The organism is Microbacterium sp. NPDC057659, assembly GCF_042799915.1.
In the GTDB taxonomy this organism is placed as follows: Bacteria; Actinomycetota; Actinomycetes; order Actinomycetales; family Microbacteriaceae; genus Microbacterium.
Genome location: NZ_JBHVHU010000001.1, coordinates 526,711 through 550,622 on the forward strand (window position 1 = coordinate 526,711; position 23,912 = coordinate 550,622).

At 69.4% G+C, this 23,912-nt stretch carries 21 protein-coding genes, 1 tRNA gene and 1 other RNA gene; 9 read left to right on the forward strand and 14 right to left on the reverse strand.

Annotated features, from left to right (window positions below):
- Positions 1–55: 55 nt before the first annotated feature.
- Positions 56–1,831 (forward strand): 2-oxoglutarate dehydrogenase, E2 component, dihydrolipoamide succinyltransferase, encoded by a 1,776-nt coding sequence (sucB, locus tag ACFVAE_RS02575; RefSeq protein WP_378887578.1) that lies wholly within the window; start codon positions 56–58, stop codon positions 1,829–1,831.
- Between the two features lie 3 nt (positions 1,832–1,834).
- On the opposite strand, the gene ACFVAE_RS02580 is transcribed toward sucB, so the two are convergent.
- Positions 1,835–3,163: a hypothetical protein gene (locus tag ACFVAE_RS02580; RefSeq protein ID WP_378887580.1), complete on the reverse strand. Its 1,329-nt coding sequence runs from the start codon at positions 3,161–3,163 to the stop codon at positions 1,835–1,837.
- A gap of 136 nt (positions 3,164–3,299) precedes the next feature.
- On the opposite strand from ACFVAE_RS02580, the gene ACFVAE_RS02585 reads away from it, so the two are divergent.
- Positions 3,300–4,010 (forward strand): DUF4191 family protein, encoded by a 711-nt coding sequence (locus ACFVAE_RS02585; protein ID WP_378887582.1) that lies wholly within the window; start codon positions 3,300–3,302, stop codon positions 4,008–4,010.
- A 54-nt stretch (positions 4,011–4,064) separates the two neighbouring features.
- Here ACFVAE_RS02585 and ACFVAE_RS02590 read toward each other — a convergent pair whose 3' ends face one another.
- A complete protein-coding gene (locus ACFVAE_RS02590) occupies positions 4,065–5,252 on the reverse strand; it encodes a RimK family alpha-L-glutamate ligase (RefSeq protein WP_378887584.1) in 1,188 nt (395 codons plus the stop codon).
- 25 nt (positions 5,253–5,277) lie between these two features.
- Here ACFVAE_RS02590 and ACFVAE_RS02595 point away from each other — a divergent pair, with 25 nt between their 5' ends.
- The gene (locus ACFVAE_RS02595; RefSeq protein ID WP_378887586.1) at positions 5,278–5,781 is read left to right on the forward strand and encodes an ATP-dependent zinc protease; all 504 of its coding nucleotides are present in this window, start codon (positions 5,278–5,280) and stop codon (positions 5,779–5,781) included.
- Between the two features lie 2 nt (positions 5,782–5,783).
- Here ACFVAE_RS02595 and ACFVAE_RS02600 read toward each other — a convergent pair whose 3' ends face one another.
- Positions 5,784–6,170: an RDD family protein gene (locus ACFVAE_RS02600; RefSeq protein WP_378890459.1), complete on the reverse strand. Its 387-nt coding sequence runs from the start codon at positions 6,168–6,170 to the stop codon at positions 5,784–5,786.
- Positions 6,171–6,333: 163 nt separating this feature from the next.
- On the opposite strand from ACFVAE_RS02600, the gene glnA reads away from it, so the two are divergent.
- Entirely contained in the window at positions 6,334–7,758 is a 1,425-nt protein-coding gene (glnA, locus tag ACFVAE_RS02605; RefSeq protein WP_378887588.1) for a type I glutamate--ammonia ligase, read from the forward strand.
- A gap of 76 nt (positions 7,759–7,834) precedes the next feature.
- Positions 7,835–8,632, forward strand: a complete 798-nt coding sequence (locus ACFVAE_RS02610; RefSeq protein WP_378887590.1) for an LLM class F420-dependent oxidoreductase — start codon at positions 7,835–7,837, stop codon at positions 8,630–8,632.
- A 48-nt stretch (positions 8,633–8,680) separates the two neighbouring features.
- On the opposite strand, the gene ACFVAE_RS02615 is transcribed toward ACFVAE_RS02610, so the two are convergent.
- From ACFVAE_RS02615 to ACFVAE_RS02640, 6 genes are read right to left on the reverse strand one after another with little or no spacing between them, the layout of a single operon-like run.
- A complete protein-coding gene (locus ACFVAE_RS02615; RefSeq protein ID WP_378887592.1) occupies positions 8,681–9,097 on the reverse strand; it encodes a hypothetical protein in 417 nt (138 codons plus the stop codon).
- Positions 9,094–9,525: a cupin domain-containing protein gene (locus tag ACFVAE_RS02620; protein WP_378887594.1), complete on the reverse strand. Its 432-nt coding sequence runs from the start codon at positions 9,523–9,525 to the stop codon at positions 9,094–9,096. Before ACFVAE_RS02620 ends, ACFVAE_RS02615 begins: the two co-directional genes overlap by 4 nt.
- The gene (locus tag ACFVAE_RS02625; RefSeq protein ID WP_378887596.1) at positions 9,522–10,103 is read right to left on the reverse strand and encodes a pyridoxal 5'-phosphate synthase; all 582 of its coding nucleotides are present in this window, start codon (positions 10,101–10,103) and stop codon (positions 9,522–9,524) included. Before ACFVAE_RS02625 ends, ACFVAE_RS02620 begins: the two co-directional genes overlap by 4 nt.
- 13 nt (positions 10,104–10,116) lie before the next feature.
- Positions 10,117–13,092 (reverse strand): bifunctional [glutamine synthetase] adenylyltransferase/[glutamine synthetase]-adenylyl-L-tyrosine phosphorylase, encoded by a 2,976-nt coding sequence (locus ACFVAE_RS02630; protein ID WP_378887598.1) that lies wholly within the window; start codon positions 13,090–13,092, stop codon positions 10,117–10,119.
- A 3-nt stretch (positions 13,093–13,095) separates the two neighbouring features.
- Complete coding sequence (locus ACFVAE_RS02635) at positions 13,096–14,433, reverse strand: glutamine synthetase family protein (RefSeq protein WP_378887600.1); 1,338 nt, start codon at positions 14,431–14,433, stop codon at positions 13,096–13,098.
- Between the two features lie 5 nt (positions 14,434–14,438).
- Positions 14,439–14,630 carry an SPOR domain-containing protein gene (locus ACFVAE_RS02640; RefSeq protein ID WP_378887602.1) on the reverse strand — a complete coding sequence of 64 codons (192 nt, stop codon included), beginning with the start codon at positions 14,628–14,630 and terminating at the stop codon, positions 14,439–14,441.
- 69 nt (positions 14,631–14,699) lie between these two features.
- Between ACFVAE_RS02640 and ppgK the strand changes: the two genes are divergently transcribed.
- Entirely contained in the window at positions 14,700–15,458 is a 759-nt protein-coding gene (ppgK, locus tag ACFVAE_RS02645; protein WP_378887604.1) for a polyphosphate--glucose phosphotransferase, read from the forward strand.
- 60 nt (positions 15,459–15,518) lie between these two features.
- Here the strand turns inward: ppgK and rnpB are convergent.
- Positions 15,519–15,874: RNase P RNA component class A (rnpB, locus tag ACFVAE_RS02650), an RNA gene on the reverse strand.
- 14 nt (positions 15,875–15,888) lie between these two features.
- Positions 15,889–17,604 carry a bifunctional 3'-5' exonuclease/DNA polymerase gene (locus ACFVAE_RS02655; protein ID WP_378887606.1) on the reverse strand — a complete coding sequence of 572 codons (1,716 nt, stop codon included), beginning with the start codon at positions 17,602–17,604 and terminating at the stop codon, positions 15,889–15,891.
- A gap of 91 nt (positions 17,605–17,695) precedes the next feature.
- Between ACFVAE_RS02655 and ACFVAE_RS02660 the strand changes: the two genes are divergently transcribed.
- Complete coding sequence (locus ACFVAE_RS02660; protein ID WP_378887608.1) at positions 17,696–18,535, forward strand: aldo/keto reductase; 840 nt, start codon at positions 17,696–17,698, stop codon at positions 18,533–18,535.
- A 3-nt stretch (positions 18,536–18,538) separates the two neighbouring features.
- Here the strand turns inward: ACFVAE_RS02660 and ACFVAE_RS02665 are convergent, their stop codons facing one another.
- From ACFVAE_RS02665 to ACFVAE_RS02675, 3 genes are all read right to left on the reverse strand, one after another.
- A complete protein-coding gene (locus tag ACFVAE_RS02665; RefSeq protein WP_378887610.1) occupies positions 18,539–19,273 on the reverse strand; it encodes a zinc ribbon domain-containing protein in 735 nt (244 codons plus the stop codon).
- 23 nt (positions 19,274–19,296) lie between these two features.
- Positions 19,297–19,692: a YchJ family protein gene (locus ACFVAE_RS02670; protein WP_378887612.1), complete on the reverse strand. Its 396-nt coding sequence runs from the start codon at positions 19,690–19,692 to the stop codon at positions 19,297–19,299.
- Positions 19,693–19,695: 3 nt separating this feature from the next.
- A tRNA-Val gene (locus ACFVAE_RS02675) sits at positions 19,696–19,768 on the reverse strand.
- Positions 19,769–19,920: 152 nt separating this feature from the next.
- On the opposite strand from ACFVAE_RS02675, the gene aceE reads away from it, so the two are divergent.
- Complete coding sequence (gene aceE, locus ACFVAE_RS02680; protein WP_378887615.1) at positions 19,921–22,647, forward strand: pyruvate dehydrogenase (acetyl-transferring), homodimeric type; 2,727 nt, start codon at positions 19,921–19,923, stop codon at positions 22,645–22,647.
- A gap of 7 nt (positions 22,648–22,654) precedes the next feature.
- On the forward strand, positions 22,655–23,872 hold the full coding sequence (locus tag ACFVAE_RS02685; protein ID WP_378887617.1) for a PucR family transcriptional regulator: 1,218 nt from the start codon (positions 22,655–22,657) through the stop codon (positions 23,870–23,872).
- The last annotated feature ends 40 nt before the right edge of the window (positions 23,873–23,912 follow it).

Below are 23,912 nucleotides of genomic sequence, written 5' to 3' on the forward strand. Positions count from 1 at the left end.
GCGATCAAGGCCACTAAGCTGAACACCACACGAACATCCTGAAGGAGACTCCGACATGAGCACATCCGTGGTCCTCCCCGCTCTCGGAGAGAGCGTCACCGAGGGTACGGTCACCCGCTGGCTCAAGCAGGTCGGCGACACCGTCGAGGCTGACGAAGGCCTCCTCGAGATCTCGACCGACAAGGTCGACACCGAGATCCCCGCACCCGTCAGCGGCGTGCTCGAGGCGATCCTGGTCGAAGAGGACGAGACGGTCGAGATCGGCGCGCTGCTCGCACGCATCGGCGACGGTTCCGGCGCTGCCCCGGCCGCAGAGGCACCCGCTGCCGCTGCCCCGGCACCCGCGGCCGAGGCGCCTGCACCCGCCGCTCCGGCACCGGCTCCGGCCGCTGAGGCCCCCGCTCCGGCACCCGCGGCCGAGGCGCCTGCCGCTCCCGCAGCCTCGGGCGATGCCACCGACATCGTGCTCCCCGAGCTCGGCGAGAGCGTCACCGAGGGCACCGTCACCCGCTGGCTGAAGCAGGTCGGCGACAGCGTCGAGGTCGATGAGGCTCTCCTCGAGATCTCGACCGACAAGGTCGACACCGAGATCCCTTCGCCTGTGGCCGGCGTGCTGCAGGAGATCGTCGCCGCCGAGGACGAGACCGTCGCCGTCGGCGCCGTACTCGCTCGCGTCGGCTCCGGCACTCCTGCTGCCGCACCTGCTCCGGCCGCGGCACCCGCCGCTCCGGCACCTGCTGCTCCGGCACCCGCTGCCCCGGCACCTGCCGCTCCGGCACCTGCCGCTCCGGCACCTGCTGCCGCTCCGGCGCCCGCGGCCGCACCGGCCGCTCCTGCCCCGGCACCTGCCGCTCCGGCACCCGCTGCCCCGGCACCCGCTGCCCCGGCACCCGCTGCCGCGGCGACCGGCTCGGACAACCTGTACGTCACGCCCCTCGTGCGCCGCCTGGCCGCCCAGCAGGGCGTGGACCTGGCAAGCGTGCAGGGCTCGGGCGTCGGCGGCCGTATCCGCAAGGAGGACGTGCTGAAGGCTGCCGAGGCCAAGACTCAGGCCCCGGCGGCGGCTGCCGCTCCGGCTGCCGCGGCTCCGGCACCGGCACCGCTCGAGGTCTCCCCGCTGCGCGGCACCACGCAGAAGATGTCCCGGCTGCGCAAGGTCGTCGCCGAGCGCGCCGTGGCCTCGATGCAGCAGACCGCACAGCTGACCACGTTCGTCGAGATCGACGTGACGGCCCTGGCCGCGTACCGCGACAGCGTCAAGGTGGCGTTCCAGCAGAAGACGGGCGACAAGCTCTCCTTCCTGCCGTTCTTCACCCTCGCCGCCGCCGAGGCGCTGCAGGCCTTCCCGATCATCAACTCGACGGTCGACGGCGACAGCATCGTCTACCCCGCGACGGAGAACATCTCCATCGCGGTCGACACCGAGCGCGGCCTGCTGACGCCGGTCGTGCGCGATGCGGCGACGAAGAACCTCGCCCAGCTGGCGCACGAGATCGCCGATCTCGCCGCCCGTACGCGTGACAACAAGCTGAAGCCGGACGAGCTCGCCGGTGGCACCTTCACGGTGACCAACACCGGTTCCCGCGGTGCGCTGTTCGACACGCCGCTCGTGTTCCTGCCGCAGTCCGCGATCCTCGGCACCGGCGTCGTGTTCAAGCGCCCGGGCGTCGTGAACGTCGGCGGCGTCGACGCCATCGCGGTCCGCTCGTACGTGTACTTCGCGATCTCGTACGACCACCGGATCATCGACGGTGCGGACGCTGCGCGCTTCCTGGGCGCGATCAAGGCACGCCTCGAGGCGGCGGACTTCGCCGCCGTGCTCGGAGCGTAAGTCTCACGACGAACCCGGCTGGTCCGCGACGGCATACACGTCGCGGACCAGCCATTCGTCTTTCTGGCGGAGGAGCACCAGGATCTGCTGCTCCTCGCCAGCACCGCCGCGACGGATTACCGCGATGTCTCCGTAGGAGTCCACCAACGCCACGTCGTTCCCGGCTTCCGTGTCCCCGACGGCCTTGAGCACCGCCGCCGCAGATCCCTCGACCACGGCATCCGCGCAGCGCTCGTCATGCTCCTGCACGCATCTCCTGATGCGCTTCAGAAGCGCGGATGCGGCCGAGACCGGATCGTCAGCCAGCTCCGCATCCTGCGTGACCGCCGGGGAGGGCGTCGCGCTCGGCACGGGATGCGTCTCGAGCACCGCGGCCTTCTTCTCGGTCGTCTGAGCGGATGCCGGCTCGTCGACCTCGCCACTCGGCCACAGCAGACCGCCCGCGAGTACGATGAGCGCCGCCGCCAGTCCCACGAGGAGCGGACGGCGACGCCCAGCCCGTGTCGGAGCGACCGTGCCCTCCGACGCGGATGTCCCCCGCGGACGCCCACTGAGCCGGGGCACGCGTGCCAGGAGCGCGCGTCCGCCCCCGAGCACGGTTCCGAACCATCCGGCGGCCACGGAGCGCCATCCCGAGCCGCTGGCTTCCCGGCCACCGGCATCTGCGGGGAAGCGCTCCTCCACCACCGCGGACGCCGCCGCAGGAGCGAACACCTCGCGCTGCAGCGGACGCGGTGCGGCGAGCTCAGTGAGCTCCGCCTCCCACCGGTCCATCCGCCGCCGTGCAGCGCGGGGATCGGCCAGACCGGTATCGATGTCGGTGAGAAGTCGTTCCAGGCTCCGATCGGACGCGCTCGCACGCACCCTGGCGACGAGCGCGCGCGTAGCCTCGGCAGCCGGCTCGCCCGCGCCGAGGGCGAACACCGGTCGTCCGCCGTCGGTGAGCCACCAGGTTCCCGGCAGAGGGCTGCCATCGAGCTCCACGAGACCGCGCAGCAGGCTGCCGACCAGTGTGACGCTCTCGCCTGTTCCGAGGGGTTGCTCGGTGGTCACGCGACGGCCCAGGAACACCCCGAGGCGTTCGGTGCACCAGGGCAGGAGGACGTCCGTCCCGTCCGCACGGCGGACCAGGTCGAGTGCACCGGCCACGTGCTCGGCGCCGCTGAACGCCCAGAACGGCTCCCCCGCGCAGTCTGCGGCATCTGCGCGCACGCGCACATCCTGGCCTTCGGCCACCAGCTCGCCCTGGAACGGTCCCTCCTGCGGGTCGAGCACCCGGATACCTCGGTGCACGCCACTGACCAGCGCGGCGGGCGATCTGTTCTCTGTCATCCGCCCATCCCAGCGCACAGGGAGAGCGTGCCCGATCCGGATTCCCGGGTCTGTGCAGGTCTTCCCCGTCTCCGCCGGCTGTGCACGATGAGTCACCGTCGGCGACGCGCCCCGGGCGACCGGTAGGCTGGTACCCATGGCAAAGCGTGATTCCGCACCCGAGAAGCGACCCGGGTTCTTCTCCCAACTGAAGTCCCTGTTCCGCTTCACACGGGAGATCTACGGCTGGCTCCCCTGGGCCCAGGCCGCGATCGTCGTCGGCGGTGTCCTGATCGGTCTGATCCTCGGATATCTGATCCCGCCTGGCGGCGTGTTCGCGATCATCCTGTGGGGGATCACCGGTCTCATGCTCGGACTGCTCGGCGCGATGATGCTGATGACCCGCCTCTCCACGAGTGCGATGTACCAGAAGATCGACGGTATGCCCGGCGCCAGCGGCCATGTGCTCTCCACCAGCCTCGGCCGGAACTGGCAGGCCTCTGACACGCCTGCCGGCATCAACCCGAAGACGCAGGAAGCCGTCTACCGCGCGATCGGCCGCGGCGGCGTGGTCGTCGTCGGCGAGGGCGCCCGCGGGCGCCTGACCCGCCTCGTGAACGAGGAGCGCTCGAAGGCCCAGCGCGTCGCCACCGGCGTTCCGGTCACCGTGCTCTATGTCGGCCACGGTGAGGACGAGGTGCAGATCAAGGATCTCGCCAAGACCATCAAGAAGCTGCCAAAGAAGATCGACAAGGCCACGATGGCCGCCGTGATCAAGCGCATCGAGTCGGTCTCGCAGTCGGTCACCTCGCTGCCGATCCCGAAGGGCATCGACCCGATGAAGGCCCGGGCGCAGCGTCCGCGCTGATCCGCACAGCTCATGAGAAAGGCCCCGTCCTCGGACGGGGCCTTTCTCATGCCGTCAGTCGCCCAGCGGCTGCTTGGGAAGCCTGCGCACCTTTGCGCGGCGACGGGGCCGCTCCGGGATCATCGAGCGCATCTCGTCGAGCTTGCCGAAGCACAGCAGCCTGTCCCCCGCCTCCAGCACGACGTGCTTGCGCGGGTTGGGGATCACGGTCACCCCGCGGTGCAGGGTGAGCACGGTGATGTCCCGGTCCCACAGGCCGAGATCCCCCAGCTGCCTGCCGACCTGCTCCGCACCGGAATGCATGACGAGCTCTGCGACGCCGTAGCCGGTCGACACACTCAGCCGCTGCCGGACGTCGATGTCGGGGAAGGCGACCTGCTCCGAGATGTAGTCGATGATCGCGCCGGCGACGTCGAGCTTGGTGGCGGCCTCGATGCCCTGCAGCCCCGGTGAGGAGTTGACCTCCATGACCAGTGGACCGTCCTCGCCCTCGAGCATGTCGACGCCGGCGACCCGCAGCCCCATGATCTGCGCCGCGCGCACCGCGGTCTGCTCATACACGGGGTCGAGGGTGACCGGCTCGACCCGGCCGCCGCGGTGCACGTTGGAGCGGAACTCGTCGCCGTCGGCCACCCGGCGCATGGCGGCGACGACACGCCCGCCCACGACCAGAGCACGGATGTCGCGCCCGCGCGACTCGGCGATGAACTTCTGGATCAGCACGTTCTGCTTCGTCGAGTGCAGCGTCTCGATGATCGCCTCTGCGACCTTCACCTGCGGTGCGAGGATCACACCGATGCCCTGGGTCCCCTCCAGGAGCTTGATGACCACCGGGGCTCCGCCGACCCGCTCGATCGCCGGTCGCACGTCAGCGCGGTTGCGGACGAAGGCTGTGGCCGGCATCGCGATGTTGTGCCGCGACAGGATCTGGTTCGCGCGGAGCTTGTCGCGCGCGCTGGAGATGCCGTTGGCCGTGTTCGGCGTGTAGACGTCCATCTGCTCGAACTGGCGCACCACGGCGGTGCCGAAGTACGTGATCGAGTTGCCGATGCGCGGCAGGATCGCGTCGTAGTCGCTGAGCTGCTTGCCGCGATAGAACAGGTCCGGTTCATCCGCCGTCAGGTCGATCGCGAACCGCAGGGTGTTCAGGACTTTGACGTTGTGTCCGCGCTGCTGCGCTGCAGCGCGAAGACGTTGGGTGGAGTATGACTGCGGCGCTCGGGAGAGGACGGCGATCTTCAACGGGGATTCCTGCCAGGATGTAGGGATGGGTCGGTCTTCTCATTCAAACACGCTCACGGGGTGGCGTGAGTGGGTCGGGCTGCCCGATCTCGGTGTGGCGTGGATCAAGGCGAAGATCGACACCGGTGCGCGCACCTCGTCGCTGCACGCTTTCGACGTCGAGGAGTTCACCCGTGACGGCGCCGAGTGGGTGCGCTTCCGCGTGAACCCGTGGCAGGACACCTTCGCGGACGCCGTGCGCGCCGAGTATCCGGTGCACGATCGCCGCGAGGTGCGCAGCTCCTCAGGCCACACCGAGACCAGGCTGGTGGTGCTGCTGAAGGTGCGCCTGGTCGACCAGGAGGTCACCGCCGAGGTCACCCTGACCAACCGCGACGAGATGGGCTTCCGGATGCTCGTCGGGCGCGAAGCGCTGCGTCAGGGCTTCGTCGTGGACCCCGCGCGGTCGTTCCTCGGCGGCCGCGCTCCCAAGGAAGCCCGCCGCCGCAATCGCGGCAAGGACCCCTCGACAGGCACAGTGTCCGCCTGACCTCAGGCGCGGATCAGCACCAGACCGGATGCCTTGTCGTGCAGCCCCCGCTGATCGGCGTCCCAGATCACCGCGGGGATCACGACGACGAGCAGCAGCGTGCGGATGATCGGTCGCCAGAGGCCCGACCAGCCGCCACCCAGCCTGATCACGCGCATGCCCAGGATTCGGTGCCCTGGGCTGCCTCCTGCGGTGGGGATGAACAGGATCTGCATCACGGCGAACACCATCATCGGCGCGAACTGCCGCCACCCGGCCTCAGCGGGAAGATCGAACTGGTTGTAACCGAGGAAGCCGATCGCGATGATCGTGGCGGCCAGGTAGTCGATCGCCAGCGCACCGATGCGACGGCCTGCGCGGGCGATGCTCCCGGGCCCCGTCTGCGGCATTCCGAGGCGCTCTCCGGGGTACGTGTTCACAGCATCCGTCACGGTTCCAGCTTAGGCGTCGCCTGTAACATGCTCGAAACACGGCAGACACGGTGGGGAAACCGCCTCTCCGTAATCTGCCTCGTGGGCCAAGTCCCCCGAATCCCTTCCACAGGAGTGCTACATGTTCAGTGAACCGTCCGAGCTGCTCGCCTACATCAAGGAGAACGACGTCAAGTTCCTTGACATCCGTTTCACCGACCTGCCGGGTGTGCAGCAGCACTTCAACATCCCGGCCTCCACGGTCGACGAGGACTTCTTCCGGGACGGACAGCTCTTCGACGGCTCCTCGATCCGCGGTTTCGCGTCGATCCACGAGTCCGACATGCAGCTCATCCCCGATGTGACCACCGCGTACATCGACCCCTTCCGCGAGGCGAGCACCATCGTCATGGTGTTCGACATCTACAACCCCCGCACCGGTGAGATCTACAGCAAGGACCCGCGTCAGGTCGCCAAGAAGGCCGAGAAGTACCTCGCCTCCACCGGCATCGCCGACACCGCCTACTTCGCCCCCGAGGCCGAGTTCTACATCTTCGACGACGTGCGCTACTCGGTCACGTCCGGCGAGAGCTTCTACAAGGTCGACTCGGAAGAGGCCGCGTGGAACTCCGGCCGCGAGGAGGAGGGCGGCAACCTCGGCAACAAGACCCCGTTCAAGGGCGGCTACTTCCCCGTCGCGCCGGTCGACAAGACCGCCGATCTGCGCGACGATATCACTCTGCGTCTGATCGACGCGGGCTTCCACCTGGAGCGCTCGCACCACGAGGTGGGCACCGCAGGTCAGCAGGAGATCAACTACCGCTTCGACACCATGGTGCACGCGGCCGACGACATCCTGAAGTTCAAGTACATCGTCAAGAACACCGCCGAGGAGTGGGGCAAGACCGTCACGTTCATGCCGAAGCCCCTGTTCGGCGACAACGGCTCGGGCATGCACACCCACCAGTCGCTCTGGTTGGACGGCAAGCCGCTGTTCTTCGACGAGAACGGCTACGGGCAGCTCAGCGACACCGCGCGCTGGTACATCGGCGGCCTGCTCAAGCACGCGCACGCCGTGCTCGCCTTCACCAACCCGACGCTGAACAGCTACCACCGCCTGGTGAAGCACTTCGAAGCGCCGGTGAACCTGGCGTACTCCGCCGGCAACCGCTCCGCGGCCATCCGCATCCCGCTCACCGGCTCGAACCCGAAGGCCAAGCGCATCGAGTTCCGCGTTCCGGATGCCTCGGGCAACCCGTACCTCGCGTTCGCCGCGCAGCTGATGGCCGGCCTCGACGGCATCCGCAACCGCATCGAGCCGATGGAGCCGATCGACAAGGACCTCTACGAGCTGCCGCCGGAGGAGGCCAAGAACATCCCGCAGGTGCCGAACTCGCTGCTGGACTCGCTCGAGGCGCTCCGTAACGACCACGACTTCCTGCTCGAGGGCGGCGTGTTCACCCAGGAGCTCATCGACACCTGGATCGAGTACAAGTACGAGAAGGAGATCCTGCCGATGGCGCAGCGCCCCCACCCGTACGAGTTCGAGCTGTACTACGGAGTCTGAACCGAGCCTGACTCGCGAATGCCCCGCCTCCCGTTCGGAGGCGGGGCATTCGCCTAGGGTCGTCCTGGAGGAACCCATGACCGTCGAACACCGTCCCGTGCGCATCGGCGTGCAGATCCAGCCTCAGCACGCCCCCTACGAGAAGATCCGCGATACTGCGGCCGTCCTCGAGGACCTCGGCGTCGACGTGCTGTTCAACTGGGACCACTTCTTCCCGCTCCGTGGAGAGCCGGACGGCCTGCACTTCGAGTCGTGGACGATGCTCGCGGCCCTGGCCGAGCAGACCAGCCGCGTCGAGATCGGCGCCCTGGTGAACTGCAACAGCTACCGGAACGCGAACCTGCAGGCGGACATGGCCCGCACGATCGACCACATCAGCGCGAAAGGTGGTCAGGGCCGATTCATCTTCGGCACCGGATCCGGGTGGTTCGAGCGCGACTACGACGAGTACGGCTACGAGTTCGGCACCGTCGGCAGCCGACTGGACGCACTCGCACGCGACCTTCCCATCATCGAGGGCAGGTGGGCCGCGCTCAACCCGCCGCCCACCCGGCGCATCCCCGTGCTCATCGGCGGGGGCGGCGAGAAGAAGACCCTGAGGATCGTCGCGCAGCACGCCGACATCTGGCATTCGTTCAGTGATGCGGCCACCCTCGAGCGCAAGCTCGGCATCCTCGCCGATCACGGTCGTGCGGTCGGCCGGGACACGAGCCGGATCGAGATCTCCACGGAGATCGGCAACCGCAGTCTCGACGAGGTCGAGCAGCAGTACTCGCTCGGGGCGACTCTCTTCACCGTGGGCATCTCCGGCCCGGACTACGACATCGCGCGCGTGACCGACTGGATCGCCTGGCGGGACGACAAGAACCGCTGAGCATCCCGGAGGCCGGGCTTCACAAGGCGGCCCGACCGACTCCGGCGATCACGACGAGCTGCTCCGGCGATACTCACCGGCGACGAGCGGCTCCAGCTCGCCGTCGCCGGATGCCGCGAAAAGGCGCATCGTCAGGCGCTCGCCGTCGGATGCCAGGATCATGACGTTGCGGCCGCGCTCCGAGCGGCGCTCCAGGACGAGCTCGCCGGCGTTCCACGTGGCGGTTCCCGGCGAGGCGGGCACGAACCCGTAGGAGTCGAACCACCACCAGCCGTCTTCGCGGACGACGCCATGACCCGTCATCGAGCCGTCCGCACGAGTCTCGGAGTAGTCGACGATCAGGGCGTCGCCCGGGCCGCCGGCGAGCACCAGCTCTGCCCGTGCGCGCCCCGCCGGCGTCCACGCGGTGGCGAAGACCTCCTCCTCGCCCGCCCAGCAGCCGTGCAGGGCCTCGAGTGCGGTCACCACGGCATCGGCCGTTCCGGAGCGCGCGTGCCGTCATTCGGCATGTGGGGCAGCTCCTCGCCTCCGGCGCGGATGCAGAGCCAGCGCAGCTCCCCAGGGCTGTCGGGCAGCGCGCGCCACGTGCGCCAGACGCCCTGGCCGACCCGCACGGCCGAGCCGGGACCCACTTCGACGACGTCGTCGTCGAGCCCCATCTGACCTCGCCCCTCGAGGAACACGTAGAGCTCCTCGACACGGCTGTGCGAGTGCCAGTACCCCGCCTCCTCGCCGGGCAACAGTGCGTTGGCCGTCATGCCGATGTACTGCATGGTCAGTTCATGGTCGACGACACGGCGCCCATCCCTCGACCGGCTCTCGTCGAACCCGCCGAAATGGTCGCGCCAGTCGTCGAGGCCGCCGATCTGTGTGACCTGGTAACCCTCAGTCATCCTGCATCCTCTCTGTGTTCACCGCTCCGCACGGCGTGCGACCAGCCGTCGCCCCGTCGCTCGTACGCCAGCCTCAGGTGCCGGCGATCCGCCGATCCCTGCCAGAACTCGATCTGCTCGGGCACCACGCGCCAGACTGCCCAGTCACCCTCGGCGACACCCTCTCGGGCCGCTGCGGAGCGCGCCGCGAGATCTGCGGCGGACTCCGCGGCGGACGCCTGCACCACCGGCCCGCGCACGCGCACCGCGCGCACCTGCGCAGGCCACCAGAAGCTCAGCGCCGCCACCGGATGCACGGCGAGCTGATGCCCCTTCGCCGACGAGCGCGTGCTCGCGAACGCCCACCCCAGCCGGTCCACGTCCTTGAGGATCAGCGTCCGGGCATCCGGATGCCCCTCCGCGTCGACGGTCGACAAGGTCATCGCATGCGGCTCCGCGACGCCCGCCGCCAGCGCCGCGTCGAACCAGGCGAGGAAGAGAGCGACGGGATCGTCGGGCGCAGTGCGCAGGTCGAACGACGGTGCCGTTCCGGTGAGCGCGGGCACAGCCCGCAGCAGGTCTCGGATGGAGCTCGTCATACGATCCTCTCGATCAGCCGTAGAAGTGCTTCTCGAACACGCGGCGGGCGCGCCGTGTGACCCGCAGGTAGTCCTCGTCGAGCTGCGACGCGGAGCGGTCCGGATAGCCGAGAAGCCGGGCGACGGCGTCCAGTTCACGACGATCCGCCGGCAGGATGTCGGTCGCTTTGCCGGTGTACAGCGTGATCGCAGAGCGCAGCCGGCTGGACATCAGCCATGCCGCAGTCAGCCGGCTCACCGCTGAGGCCGGAAACAGCCCGGCATCCTCTGCGGCGGTCAGCGCGCCCAGCGTCGAGGTCGTGCGCAGTTGCGGCAGGGCAGCGGCGTGCTGCAGCTGCAGCAGCTGCGCCATCCACTCCACGTCACTGAGCGTGCCGGGACCGAGCTTCAGGTGCCGGCGGGGATCCGCGCCCTGCGGGAGCCGCTCGCCCTCGACCCTGGCCTTGATGCGCTTGATCTCGCGTACGTCCTGCAGCCCGATCGACTCGGGGTAGCGGATGGCGTCGGCGAGGTCCATGAACCGCGCGATGAGCTTCACGCTGCCGGCGATCCCGCGTGCGCGAAGCAGCGCCTGGGCCTCCCACGACAGCGACCAGCGCCGGTAGTACTCCGCGTAGGCATCGATCGAACGGACCATCGGGCCGTTGCGGCCCTCCGGGCGGAGATCCGCGTCGAGCTCCAGCGGAAGCCGGTGGTCCGTGAGGTGCTCGCGCAGGCCCGCGACGACCTTGGCGGAGAGCCTCTGGGCCACCTGCGGATCGACGCCGTTCGCGTCGTAGACGAACAGTACGTCGGCATCCGAGCCGAACCCGAGCTCGGCGCCGCCGAACCTGCCCATGCCGATCACGGCGAAGTCGAGAGCGTCGTGCTCGGGCGGAACGGTCTCGCGGAGCACGGCCCTGAGCGCGGCCTGGATCGCCGCGCCGGTGATGTCGGTGAGCGCCTGGGCGACCTCCTCGATGGTGAGCACATCCAGCACCGCCCCCATGGCCGTGCGCAGCAGCTCACGACGGCGCAGGGCTCGCACGGCCTTCGCCGCATCGGCGACGGTGCTGTGCCGGGTCTGGATCGCCCGGGCCTCGTCGTCGAGGGCTTTGGCCGATCTGGGCCGCAGCTGAGCCTCGCTGTCGAGCCACGCGACGGACTCCGGGATCCACTCCATCAGCTCGCCGATGTATTTCGACCCGGAAAGCACGCGGGTCAGACGCTCGGCGGCGCCGGCGGAGTCGCGCAGCATGCGCAGGAACCACGGGGTGTCGCCGAGCCGCTCGCTGATCCTGCGGAACGCGATCAGACCGTAGTCGGGGTCGCTGCCGTCGGCGAACCAGCGCACCATGATCGGCATGAGGGATCGCTGCACCACCGCCTTGCGACTGAGTCCGCCGGTGAGCGCGCCGATGTGGCGCAGCGCGCCGGCCGGATCGCGGAAGCCGATCGCCGCAAGCCGGTCGTGCGCCTGAGCTGCCGACAGCGTGCGCTCCTCCTCGGGCAGCGCCGCCACCGCGCTGAGCAGCGGCCGGTAGAACAGTCGCACGTGCAGCTCGCGCACCTCGCGGCGGATCCCCTCCCAGCGCCGCCAGATCCCGGCCGCCGTGTCGGAGAGCCCTGTGGCCCTCGCCAGCACTCTCAGCCCGGCATCCGTGCGGGGCATGAGATGGGTGCGCCGCAGGTCGCGCAGCTGCAGTCGATGCTCCAGCAGCCGCAGCATCCGGTAGTCCGCCCCGAACACGGCGGCCTCCGCGCGGCCGATGTACCCGCGATCGCGGAGCGCGTCGAGGGCCTCGAGCGTACCGCGTACGCGCAGCGACTCATCCGCGAGGCCGTGCACGAGCTGCAGCAGCTGGACGGTGAACTCGATGTCGCGCAGGCCGCCCTCGCCCAGTTTCAGCTGGTACGCGGCATCCGCCGGGTCGATGTGCGCAGTGACGCGCTCGCGCATCTGCTGCACGCTGTCGACGAAGTCCTCACGCGCGGCGCTGGACCAGATGAGGGGCTGCACGGCGGCGAGGTACTCCTCGCCGAGCACGTGGTCGCCGGCGAGCGGGCGTGCCTTCAGCAGGGCCTGGAACTCCCAGCTCTTCGCCCATCGCTCGTAGTACGCGAGGTGCGAGGCCAGCGAGCGCACCAGCGCGCCGTGCTTGCCCTCCGGCCGGAGTGCGGCGTCGACCTCCCACAGCGGGGGTTCCACCTCCATGCCCGACAGGATGCCCATCACGTCGCGCGCGAGGCGGGTGGCGTGGTCGAGTGCTCGGGACTCGGCGAGGACCCCCTCGTCATCGGTGCCGCCGACGAAGATCACGTCCACGTCGCTGATGTAGTTCAGCTCACGCGCACCCGCCTTGCCCATTCCGATGATCGCCAGCCTGGTGGCCTGCACCTCGGTGGCGGGCGTCGACTCGATCAGGCGGGCTCGCGCGATGGCGAGGGCGCCCTCGAGCGCCGCACCCGCGGCATCCGCCAGGGCCGCGCAGACCGCGTCGATGAGCCCCACCGGATCATCGGATGTCACGTCCACGAGGGCTATCTCGCTGAGCACCCGACGATAGGCGACGCGCAACGCGATCACCGCATCCGTGCCGCCGTCGACGGCGACGCCGTCGACGGCACGCACCGCGTGCAGCATCCGTTCGCGCATGGCCTGCCTGTCAGGCAGCGCGATCGCGGGGTCCGCGAGTACCGCGAGATGCTCCGGATGCCGCAGCAGGAACTCGGCCACGCCGGAGGAGGCACCGAACAACCGCCAGGCGCGCGACCGCGACCCGGAGTCCGCCAGCAGCGGAGCGAGGTCTCGCGGCGCACGCCGGGCGATCCGCAGCAGCCCCTCCAGCGCGCCGTCCGGGTCCGCCGCCCCCGCACCCTCCAGCAGTGCGGCGCGCGACGATCCGGTGAGCGCCGCGAGCTCCTCGAGCTCAGCCGACGCCGTGCTCAGCTCGGCGAAGCCGAGCCGAGCGAGAGCCGACAGCGAGACGGACTCGTCCTGGCGGGCCATCGATCAGAGCAGTTCGAGGTTGCTCTTGAGCTCGAACGGCGTCACCTGACCGCGGTACGCCTCCCACTCCTTGCGCTTGTTCAGCAGCACGTAGTTGAACACCTGCTCACCGAGGGTCTCGGCGACCAGCTCGGAATCCTCCATGAACTCCAGCGCGTGATCGAGGCTCGCCGGCAGCGGCGCGTAGCCGAGCGCGCGGCGCTCCGCGTCACTGAGCGTCCAGACGTTGTCCTCCGCCTCCGGAGGCAGGTCGTACTCCTCCTCGATGCCCTTCAGACCGGCGGCCAGGATGAGCGCGTACGCGAGATACGGGTTCGTGGCGGAGTCCAGGCCGCGGTACTCGACGCGCGAGGACTGGCCCTTGTTCGGCTTGTACATCGGCACACGGACCAGCGCGGAGCGGTTCTGGTGGCCCCAGGTCACGAAGCTCGGAGCCTCACCGCCACTCCACAGGCGCTTGTACGAGTTCACGAACTGGTTCGTCACCGCCGCGATCTCGTTGGCGTGCCGCAGCAGACCCGCGATGAAGTGCCGGCCGGTGCGGGAGAGCTGATACTGGGCGCCCTCCTCGTAGAACGCGTTCACGTCGCCCTCGAACAGCGACATATGGGTGTGCATGCCGCTGCCGGGGTGATCGCTGAGCGGCTTCGGCATGAACGTGGCGTACACGCCCTGCTCGATCGCGACCTCCTTCACGACGGTGCGGAAAGTCATGATGTTGTCCGCCGTGGTGAGGGCGTCCGCATAGCGCAGGTCGATCTCGTTCTGCCCCGGCCCGCCCTCGTGGTGGCTGTACTCCACCGAGATGCCGAGATCCTCGAGCATCCGCACGGCGCGCCTGCGGAAGTCGTGCGCGGTGCCACCGGGCACGTTGTCGAAGTAGCCTGCCGAGTCCGCGGGGATCGGCCCCTCCGGGCCGACCTGCGAGGACTTCAGCAGGTAGAACTCGATCTCCGGATGCGTGTAGAACGTGAATCCGGCATCCGCCGCCTTCGCCAGGGTGCGACGCAGCACGTTCCGCGGGTCGGAGACCGCCGGCTGTCCGTCGGGCGTGGTCAGGTCGCAGAACATTCGCGCGGTCGGGTCGATCTCGCCGCGCCAGGGCAGGATCTGGAAGGTCGTCGGATCGGGCTGCGCCAGCAGATCCGATTCGAATGAACGGGTCAGCCCCTCGATCGCCGATCCGTCGAAGCCGATGCCCTCCGCGAACGCGCCCTCCACCTCCGCCGGCGCGATGGCGACCGACTTCAGCGTGCCGATCACGTCGGTGAACCACAGCCGCACGAACTTTACGCCGCGCTCCTCGATGGTCCGCAGCACGAAATCACGCTGTTTGTCCATGGGTGTCAGTCCCAGCCGTTCTCGGCCGCTTCCTCCTCGGCCCACTTGTTCGAGCGCTCGACCATCACCTCGGGAGCGCGCGCTGCCTCGGCCGCCGTGTCGAACGGGCCCACACGGTCGTAGGACGCCGAGATCATGCCGTACTCGACCTCCTTGGTGGTGAGGTTGTACCAGTACTTGTCGTCGCCTTCGGGCATGGCCCCATCCCTTCGTCAGCTGATGTCACGATCCTAACGTCGGCTCGCGCTCTCGATAGGCTAACGGTCATGGCACAAGCGATCGGCGTCGACATCGGCGGCACAGGCATCAAGGCGGGAATCGTCAATCTCTCGCACGGAACTCTCGACTCCGACCGCATTCGGGTCCCCACGCCCAAGGGCGCGGCGCCCGCGGATGTGCTGGACGCCGTGAAGCAGGTGCTCGACACGCTCGGTGTCGCCGACTCGAACCTGCCGCTCGGCGTCGCCTTCCCCGCGATCGTCAAGCACGGCAAGACTCTGTCCGCTGCGAACATCTCGAAGGACTGGATCGGTTTCGAGGCCGAGAAGTTCTTCGAGGACGGCCTCGGCCGCCAGATCCACTTCGTGAACGACGCGGATGCCGCCGGCGTGGCCGAGGTGCGCCACGGAGCTGCGCGCGATGCGCAGGGCCTCACGATCCTCGCGACGCTCGGCACCGGCATCGGATCGGCATTCCTCTACGACGGGGTGCTGGTGCCGAACACCGAACTCGGCCACCTGCTCTACGACGGCACCTCGGTGGACACGGGCTCCATCGAGAAGTGGACCGCGTACTCCGCCATGGAGCGTGAGAACCTCTCCTGGGAGGAGTGGTCGGCTCGGCTGCAGGTCTTCTTCAGCCACGTCGAGTTCCTGTTCAGCCCCGACCTGTTCGTGGTCGGCGGCGGCGTCTCGAAGCACCCGGAGAAGTTCATCCCCCTGCTCGAGCTGAACACCCCGATCGTTCCGGCGATCCACCGCAACTCGTCCGGCATCATCGGCGCGGCATCGCTCGCCGCCGACTGATCTCCACGCACACAGCAGAAGGACCGGCCCCGTAGGGTCGGTCCTTCTTCGTGTCGGAGGTGAACGGGCCGGCCTGTACGCCGGGTTCTGTCCGGGGGCTTGCGCCCCGTGGACGGTCATCTCTCTCGGCGACACGTTGCCGTGCCGCTCCAGCGGCCTACCCGAGGACTCGGCGAGCCGCGTCAGCATCCTCTGTCTGGCCTTGCTCCGGGCGAGGTTTACCTGGCGGGCCGCGTCACCACGGCCCCCGGTGGTCTCTTACACCACCCTTTCACCCTTACCTCTTGCGAGGCGGTCTGCTCTCTGTGGCACTTTCTCGCGGATTGCTCCGGGTGGGTGTTACCCACCGCCCTGCCCTGCGGAGCCCGGACGTTCCTCGGTGCGGTGACCCGCAACGCGACCGTCCAGCCGACCCGTTCACCCTTCGATTCTAGGCGTCTTTGCCGGCGTCATCCGCGATGCGCAGGTCGAGCGGGATCTCGATATCGAATCCGGGGAACAGCCGTGCGGTCGCCGCGTCAGCGGCGGCTCGCACGATATCGGCCGCAGCATCCGCCTGTTCCGCCGGGCAGTGCACGATGACCTCGTCGTGCAGGAAGAACGCGAGATGCGCGCTGACCTGGAACACGGGGCCGGATGGCGGTGCCGGGGTCTGGGCGGCAGGGAGTGCCGACAGGCGATGCCGGATCTCCGCCAGCCACAGCAGCGACCATTCCGCGGCGGTGCCCTGCACGACGAAGTTGCGGGTGAACCTTCCGCGGTCCCGTGCGCGGCTGCGGGCGCGTCGCTCCTCGGCGCCGCCCGCCGTGGGGTCGCTGGCGCGGGACTGCGCATCGCGCCAGGCGCTGTCCGGGGGCGGCGAGCTGCGACCCAGCAGAGTCGACACGACCCCGCCTTCCTCACCGGTCCGCGCGGCCCGATCCACGAGCGCCATCGCCTTCGGGAACACCTTGCGCAGTCGGGGCACCAGCCTCCCGCTCTCCCCCGTCGTCGCGCCGTACATCGCGCCCAGCACCGCGTACTTCGCCTCGGTGCGGCTCGCCACCGCACCGGAGCGCACGACTCCCTCGTAGAGGTCGGCCCCTCGCGCCGCCGCCGCCATCGCGGCATCCTGCGACATCGCGGCGAGGACCCTCGGCTCCAGCTGCGCGACGTCGGCGAGCACGAGCCGCCAGCCGGCGTCCGCGCGGACAGCGGGGCGCAGGCTCCGTGGGATCTGCAGTGCTCCCCCGCCGCTGGACGCCCAGCGGCCGGTGATCACCCCACCAGTGAGATAGATCGGACGGAACCGCCCGTCGCGGACCCACTCCCGCAGCCAGGACCAGCCGTTCGCCGTGTGCAGCCGCGCGAGCTTCTTGTACGCGAGCAGCGGTACGACGGCCGGATGGTCCTGCTCGGCGAGCTCCCACCGCGACGTGGACTCCACGAGGATCCCCGCCCGGTGCAGCGAGCGCAGCAGACGCGGCGGGCTGTCGATCGGCACCTCCCGCTCGCCGAGCTGCTCCGCCACCTCGACGGCGAGCTGCGCCATCTTCGCCGGACGAGCACCGGTGAGCGGCCGGGGCCCCAGTGCCTCTTCGAGCAGTCGCTCGTGCACGGCGACGTCCCAGGGCAGGCCCGCGGCGGTCATCTCCTCGGCCACGAGCGCCCCCGTCGACTCCGCCCGGCAGAGCAGATCGAGCCGGGCATCCGGTGCGCGCCGGAGCGCAGCGCGCTGACGACCCCATTCGGCGAGCAGCTCCTCGATCTGATCGTCGGGCTCTGCCGCGACATCCACCTCGAACAGCGCCTGCGGGCGGGGCTCTGCGACCTCGGTGCGGATCCAGCGAGCGGATGCCGGAACCGGCTGCGCCAGCGAGGCGGTGTCGCGCAGGATCGCGTGGCAGAGCAGCAGGTCGTGCGCGCGACGCAACCGGATGCCCGCGGCGAGCAGCGGTGGGTAGGACTCACGCAGAGTCCGGACGACCCAGAGCGGGGTCGCCCGCTCTGCGCGCGCGACGGCCTCGGGGAGCGCATCGGGAGGGCACGTCTCACGGCCGAGTTCGATGCCGTCGGCGTCGCACCGCACCAGCACCCAGGAGCCGGTCTCGCTGCGTCCCAGCACGACCGCCGCAGGGCGCTGGTCCGCCGTATCCGGTTCGTTCACGTCTCGACGTTACGCCAGACCGGCGACACTGCAGCGCGAGCGTCTAGCGTGGAAGGCATCGCCAGACCGGCAGCCGACTGAGGGAGCCATCATGACCGACTCATCCGCCTTCACCGCGCACAACGGGTTCACCCTGCCTCCGCAGGGCCTCGGCACCTACAACCTTCGCGGCGAGACCGGAGCCGACGCCGTCCGCCAGGGCATCGAACTCGGCTACCGGCTGATCGACACCGCCTTCAACTACGAGAACGAGGGCGCCGTCGGCTGGGGTGTCGCAGGCGCGGCGGTCGACCCCGCCGAGCTGACGATCACCACCAAGCTCGCCGGCCGGCATCATGCCGCCGACCGGGCTCGCACCGCGCTCGAGGAGAGCCGATTCCGCCTCGGCGTGGAGTCCATCGACCTCGTGCTCATCCATTGGCCGAACCCGAGCGTCGACCTCTACGTCGAGGCGTGGCAGGCGCTGATCGATGCCAGGGAGCGCGGCCTGGTGCGCCAGATCGGCGTCTCGAACTTCCTGCCCGAGCACCTCGAGCGGATCGAGGAGGCCACCGGTGTGCGCCCGGTCGTCAATCAGATCGAGCTGCACCCGCACTTCCCGCAGCAGGACGCCCTCGCGTACCACCGCGAGCACGGCATCATCACCGAGGCATGGAGCCCGCTCGGCCGCGCGCGCGACGTGCTGGACGAGCAGGCGATCATCGACATCGCTGCGGCACACGGCGCGACCCCGGTGCAGACGGTGCTCGCCTGGCACCACGCCCGCGGCGTCGTGTCGATCCCGAAGGCGGCCGACCAGACGCATCAGACGCAGAATCTTGCGGCGAACGACATCGTGCTGGACGCCGACGAGGTCGCGCGGATCACCGCCCTCGGACGGGCGGACGGGCGGCTGTTCGACGCCGACCCGCGCACGCATGAGGAGCAGTGAGCGTCAGAGCCCGGATTCCTCCGTGCGCACCAGGATCGCGCCGCACTCGGGGCACGAGACGACCGCGTCCGAGGCCTGACGGCGGATCGCAGTGAGATCGGTGCCCGACAGCACCATCCGGCACCCCTCACAGGTCCCGGCGCGCAGCAGCGCGGCGGCCGGGATCGTGCGCACAGCGCGACGATCGTAGTCGGCGAGCAGATCGGCGGGGATGCCGCCGGCGACGGCCGCGCGGTCGCGCCCGAGCTGCTCCACCTCGGCCTCTGCGGCGGCCATGCCGGCCTTCGCCTGACGGGTGAGCTCGACGCCCTCCGCACTGGTCTCGTCGATCAGCGCCTGCTGGGCCGCGACCGCGGCGTCCGCCTCTTCGACGGCCCCCATGCGCTCCAGCTGCACGTCCTCGAGGGCGCTGAGTCGCTGACCGAGGCTGGCGATCTCCTGCTCCAGCGCGACGGCATCCTTCGGGCTGGTCACCGTCGTGAGCCGCTCTGCGTCGCGATCACGGCGCTTCTCGGCCAGCGCGACGTCGGACTCCACCCGCGCGAGCTCGGCCTGCGCGTCATCCCGAACGCCGGCGAGGGCGGTCAGCTCGCGAAGCTGATCCTGACGCTGCGCGGCGAGCTCGGAGATGCGGGGTCCCTGTGCGGGGTTCTTCGCCGCCTTCGCGGCCCGCGCGATGCGCAGGTCGAGATCGGCGATGTCGAGCAGGGCGCGCTGGCTTTCGGGATTCGCGTTCACGGAACCCAATCTATCCCGCGAGGTCAGCCGACGTCGCCGTCGACATAGAGCCAGTCCCGCCCTTCCCGGACGAACCGGCTCCGCTCTCGCAGCTCTCCTCTTCCGGAGGCATCACGGTACGCCGCGACGAAGACCACGGTGCCCTCTGCGTCGAACGATCCGCCGCCCTCGGTCAGCGTGATCTCCAGCCAGAGCCAGCGGGTCGCATCGTCCAGATCCAGTCCGCCCGGTCGCGTCGACGGATGCCAGGAGCGCAGCAGATACTGTTCATCGCCGATCACGAAAGCGGTGAAGCGCGAGCGCATCAGTCGTTCCGCGGTCGGCGCCGGAGCGCCGGCGATGATCGGACCGCAGCACTCCGAATAGACGTTGCCGCTGGAACACGGGCAGCGCGCTGAGCCGACGATGGTCTTGGACATGGGTGCGCCCAGAGAGACTCGAACTCCCGACCCACACGGTGTAAACGTGTTGCTCTACCAACTGAGCTATAGGCGCGTCGGTCCTACTTTAGCCAGTCCCGCGTGTGCCATGTCGCCGCGCCAGAGGGATAGGCTGAGCACAGTGCGCGTTGTGTGAAGCCGACAAGGCTCACCGATGCGGCATCCCGTTCCCTTGGCATGATCTGCCAGCATGACGAAAGGTCGACCGTGACCGTTCACGATCAGGATCCGTACTCGCAGGGCCCGCTGGACAGCGACCCGGAGGAGACCGGCGAGTGGCAGCAGTCGCTCGATGAACTCGTCGATGCGAAGGGCCACGGCCGCGGGCGAGAGATCATGCTCAGCCTGCTGAAGCGCTCCAAGGACCTCCACCTGGGCGTGCCGATGGTTCCGACCACCGACTACATCAACACCATCGCCCCCGAGAACGAACCCGCCTTCCCGGGCGACGAGGAGCTCGAGCGCCGCTACCGGCACTGGATTCGCTGGAATGCCGCGATCACCGTGCACCGCGCCCAGCGCCCCGGCATCGGCGTCGGCGGCCACATCTCCACGTACGCCTCCGCGGCGTCGCTCTACGAGGTCGGTCACAACCACTTCTTCCGCGGCCGCGACAACGCCAACGGCGGCGACCAGATCTTCTACCAGGGCCATGCCTCCCCCGGCATGTACGCCCGCGCCTTCCTGGAGGGGCGTCTCACCGAGACGCAGATGGACGCGTTCCGCCAGGAGAAGTCCGGCGCCCCGAACGGTCTGCCGTCGTACCCGCACCCGCGGATGATGCCGGAGTTCTGGCAGTTCCCGACCGTGTCGATGGGCATCGGCCCGATCAACGCGATCTACCAGGCGATGACGAACAAGTACCTCGCCAACCGCGGCATCAAGGACGTCTCGGACTCGCACGTCTGGGCGTTCCTGGGCGACGGCGAGATGGACGAGGTCGAGTCCCGCGGCCAGCTGCAGGTCGCGGCGAACGAGGGCCTCGACAACCTGACCTTCGTGATCAACTGCAATCTGCAGCGCCTGGACGGCCCCGTCCGCGGAAACGGCAAGATCGTCCAGGAGCTGGAGAGCTTCTTCCGCGGTGCCGGCTGGAACGTCATCAAGGTGGTCTGGGGCCGTGAGTGGGACGACCTGCTCGCCCGCGACACCGAGGGCGCGCTGCTGAACCTCATGAACACCACCCCGGACGGCGACTTCCAGACCTACAAGGCAGAGAACGGCGCCTACGTGCGGGAGAACTTCTTCGGCCGCGATGAGCGCGCGCTCGCCCTGGTCAAGGACCTCACCGACGACCAGATCTGGCAGCTGCGTCGCGGCGGCCACGACTACCGCAAGGTCTACGCCGCGTACAAGGCGGCCATGGAGCACAAGGGCCAGCCGACCGTCATCCTCGCGAAGACCGTCAAGGGCTACGGCCTCGGTCCGCACTTCGAGGGCCGCAACGCGACCCACCAGATGAAGAAGATGACGCTGGACGACCTCAAGCTGTTCCGCGACACGATGCACATCCCGATCACGGATGCGCAGCTCGAGGCCGACCCGTACCGTCCGCCGTACTTCCACCCGGGCGAGAAGGACGAGACGATCCAGTACATGCTGGAGCGTCGTCACGACCTGGGCGGCTTCCTGCCGGAGCGCCGCAGCACCCACGTCGGTCTGCAGCTGCCCGACGACAAGGCGTACTCGCTGCCCAAGAAGGGTTCGGGCAACCAGGAGGTCGCCACGACCATGGCGTTCGTGCGCATGGTCAAGGACCTCATGCGCGTGAAGGGCTTCGGCGAGCGGATCGTCCCGGTCATCCCGGACGAGGCCCGCACCTTCGGCATGGACGCCTACTTCCCCACGGCGAAGATCTACAACCCGAACGGCCAGAACTACACCTCGGTCGACCGGGAGCTGCTCCTCGCCTACAAGGAGAGCCCGCAGGGCCAGCTGATGCACGTCGGCATCAACGAGGCCGGCGCGACCGCGGCTTTCACCGCGACGGGCACCTCGTACGCGACGCACGGCGAGCCCCTGATCCCGATCTACATCTTCTACTCGATGTTCGGCTACCAGCGCACCGGCGACGCGTTCTGGGCCGCCGGCGACCAGATGGCGCGCGGTTTCGTGATCGGCGCCACCGCGGGACGCACCACACTGACGGGTGAGGGAACCCAGCACGCGGACGGTCACTCGCCGCTGCTCGCCTCCACCAACCCGGCGACGCTCGTGTACGACCCCGCCTTCGGCTACGAGGTCGCGCACATCGTGCAGGCCGGCGTCGAGCAGATGTACGGCGGCACGCACCCCGACCCCGACGTCATGTACTACATCACGGTGTACAACGAGCCGATGCGACAGCCCGCGGAGCCGGAGGACGTCGACGTCGAGGGCATCCTCAAGGGTCTGCACCGCATCTCGGTGGGCTCCGGCGACGGCCACCGCGCGCAGCTGTTCGCCTCCGGCGTCGGCGTGCCGTGGGCGCTCGAGGCGCAGCAGCTGCTGCGCGACGACTGGGGTGTCACGGCCGATGTCTGGTCGGTGACCTCGTGGAACGAGCTGCGCCGCGACGGCCTCGCCGCCGACGAGCACAACTTCCTGCACCCCGAGCAGGAGCCGCGAGTCGCTTACCTGACGCAGAAGCTGCAGGGCGCCGAGGGGCCGGTCATCGCGACCAGCGACTTCATGCACGCCGTGCAGGACCAGATCCGCCAGTGGGTGCCCGGTTCGTACTACACGCTGGGTGCCGACGGGTTCGGCTTCGCCGACACCCGTGCCGCCGCTCGCCGGTTCTTCAAGATCGATGGGCCGTCCATGGTCGTCCGCACCCTCCAGGCACTGGCGGATGAGGGCAAGGTGGAGCGCTCGGTCGTCGGTCAGGCCATCGCGAAGTACGACCTGTACAACGTGAACGCCGGCACCAGCGGAAACGCGGGCGGCGAGAGCTGAGAACCAGGTGACCGCGACTCCTCCGCCGGCCGTCGACAAGGCTGCCTCGCTCGCCTGGCTGCGCCGGATCTCCGGCGACCTGGCCACCGCGACGATCAAGCGCCTCGAGGAGACGCTGCCCTGGTACGCCGACATGCCGCCGGCCCGACGGTCCTCCGTCGGGCTGGTGGCCCAGGCCGGGATCACCTCGTTCATCCAGTGGTACGAGGATCCGAACTCGACTCCCTGGATCGGTGCGGATTTCTTCGCAGCCGCTCCCCGTGAGCTGCTGCGCAGCGTCAGCCTGCAGCAGACGCTGCAGCTGATCCGTGCGACGGTGGACGTCACCGAGGAGCGGGTCGCGGGCAAGGACGAGAACATCCGCGAGGCCATCCTGCTGTACTCGCGCGACGTCGCCTTCGCAGCGGCCGACGTGTACGCGCGCGCCGCCGAGTCGCGCGGTCTGTGGGATGCTCGGCTCGAGGCGCTCGTGGTCGACTCGATCCTCACCGGGGAGGCCGACGAGGAGCTGCCCAGCCGCATCGCAGCCCTGGGCTGGCACGGCCACGGCGAGGTCAGCGTCATCGTCGGCACGACGCCCGCGCAGTTCGACGTCGACACGGTGCGCCGCACGGCGCGCAAGCTCGCTGTCGACGTGCTGATCGGCGTGCAGGGCTCCCGGCTCGTGCTGGTGGTCGGTCGCGCCCGGCTCCCCGGTCGCGAGGAGCCCGTCGACGAACTGCCCTTCGAGGAGATCGCCAGTCGGCTGGAGCCGTCCTTCGGGCCGGGGTACGTCGTGCTCGGCCCTCCGGTCGCCGCACTGGTGGATGCCGGCCAGAGTGCCCGCGCAGCTCTTGCGGGTTTCGCCGTGGCACGAGCCTGGCGCGGGGCGCCGCGCCCCGTCGAGGCCGACGATCTGCTGCCCGAGCGCGCCCTCGCCGGCGACGCGCTCGCGAAGCAGACCCTGATCGAGCGGATCTATCGCCCGCTGCAGGCGCACTCCCCCGACCTCGTGACCACGCTGTGGAGCTATCTCGACAACGGACGGTCGCTCGAGGCCACGGCCCGCGAGCTGTTCGTGCACCCGAACACGGTGCGCTATCGCCTGAAGCGGGTCAGCGAGGTGATCGGCTGGGATGCCACAGGCCCGCGTGAGGCGCTGATCCTGCAGACTGCGCTCATCCTCGGCTCGATCGGCACCGCCGAGCAGGTGCGACGTCGTCCGCTCGGCCGCCGCCCGCGCTGACCGCTGTGCGCCACGCACAAACGAAACGCCGATTGTTGTG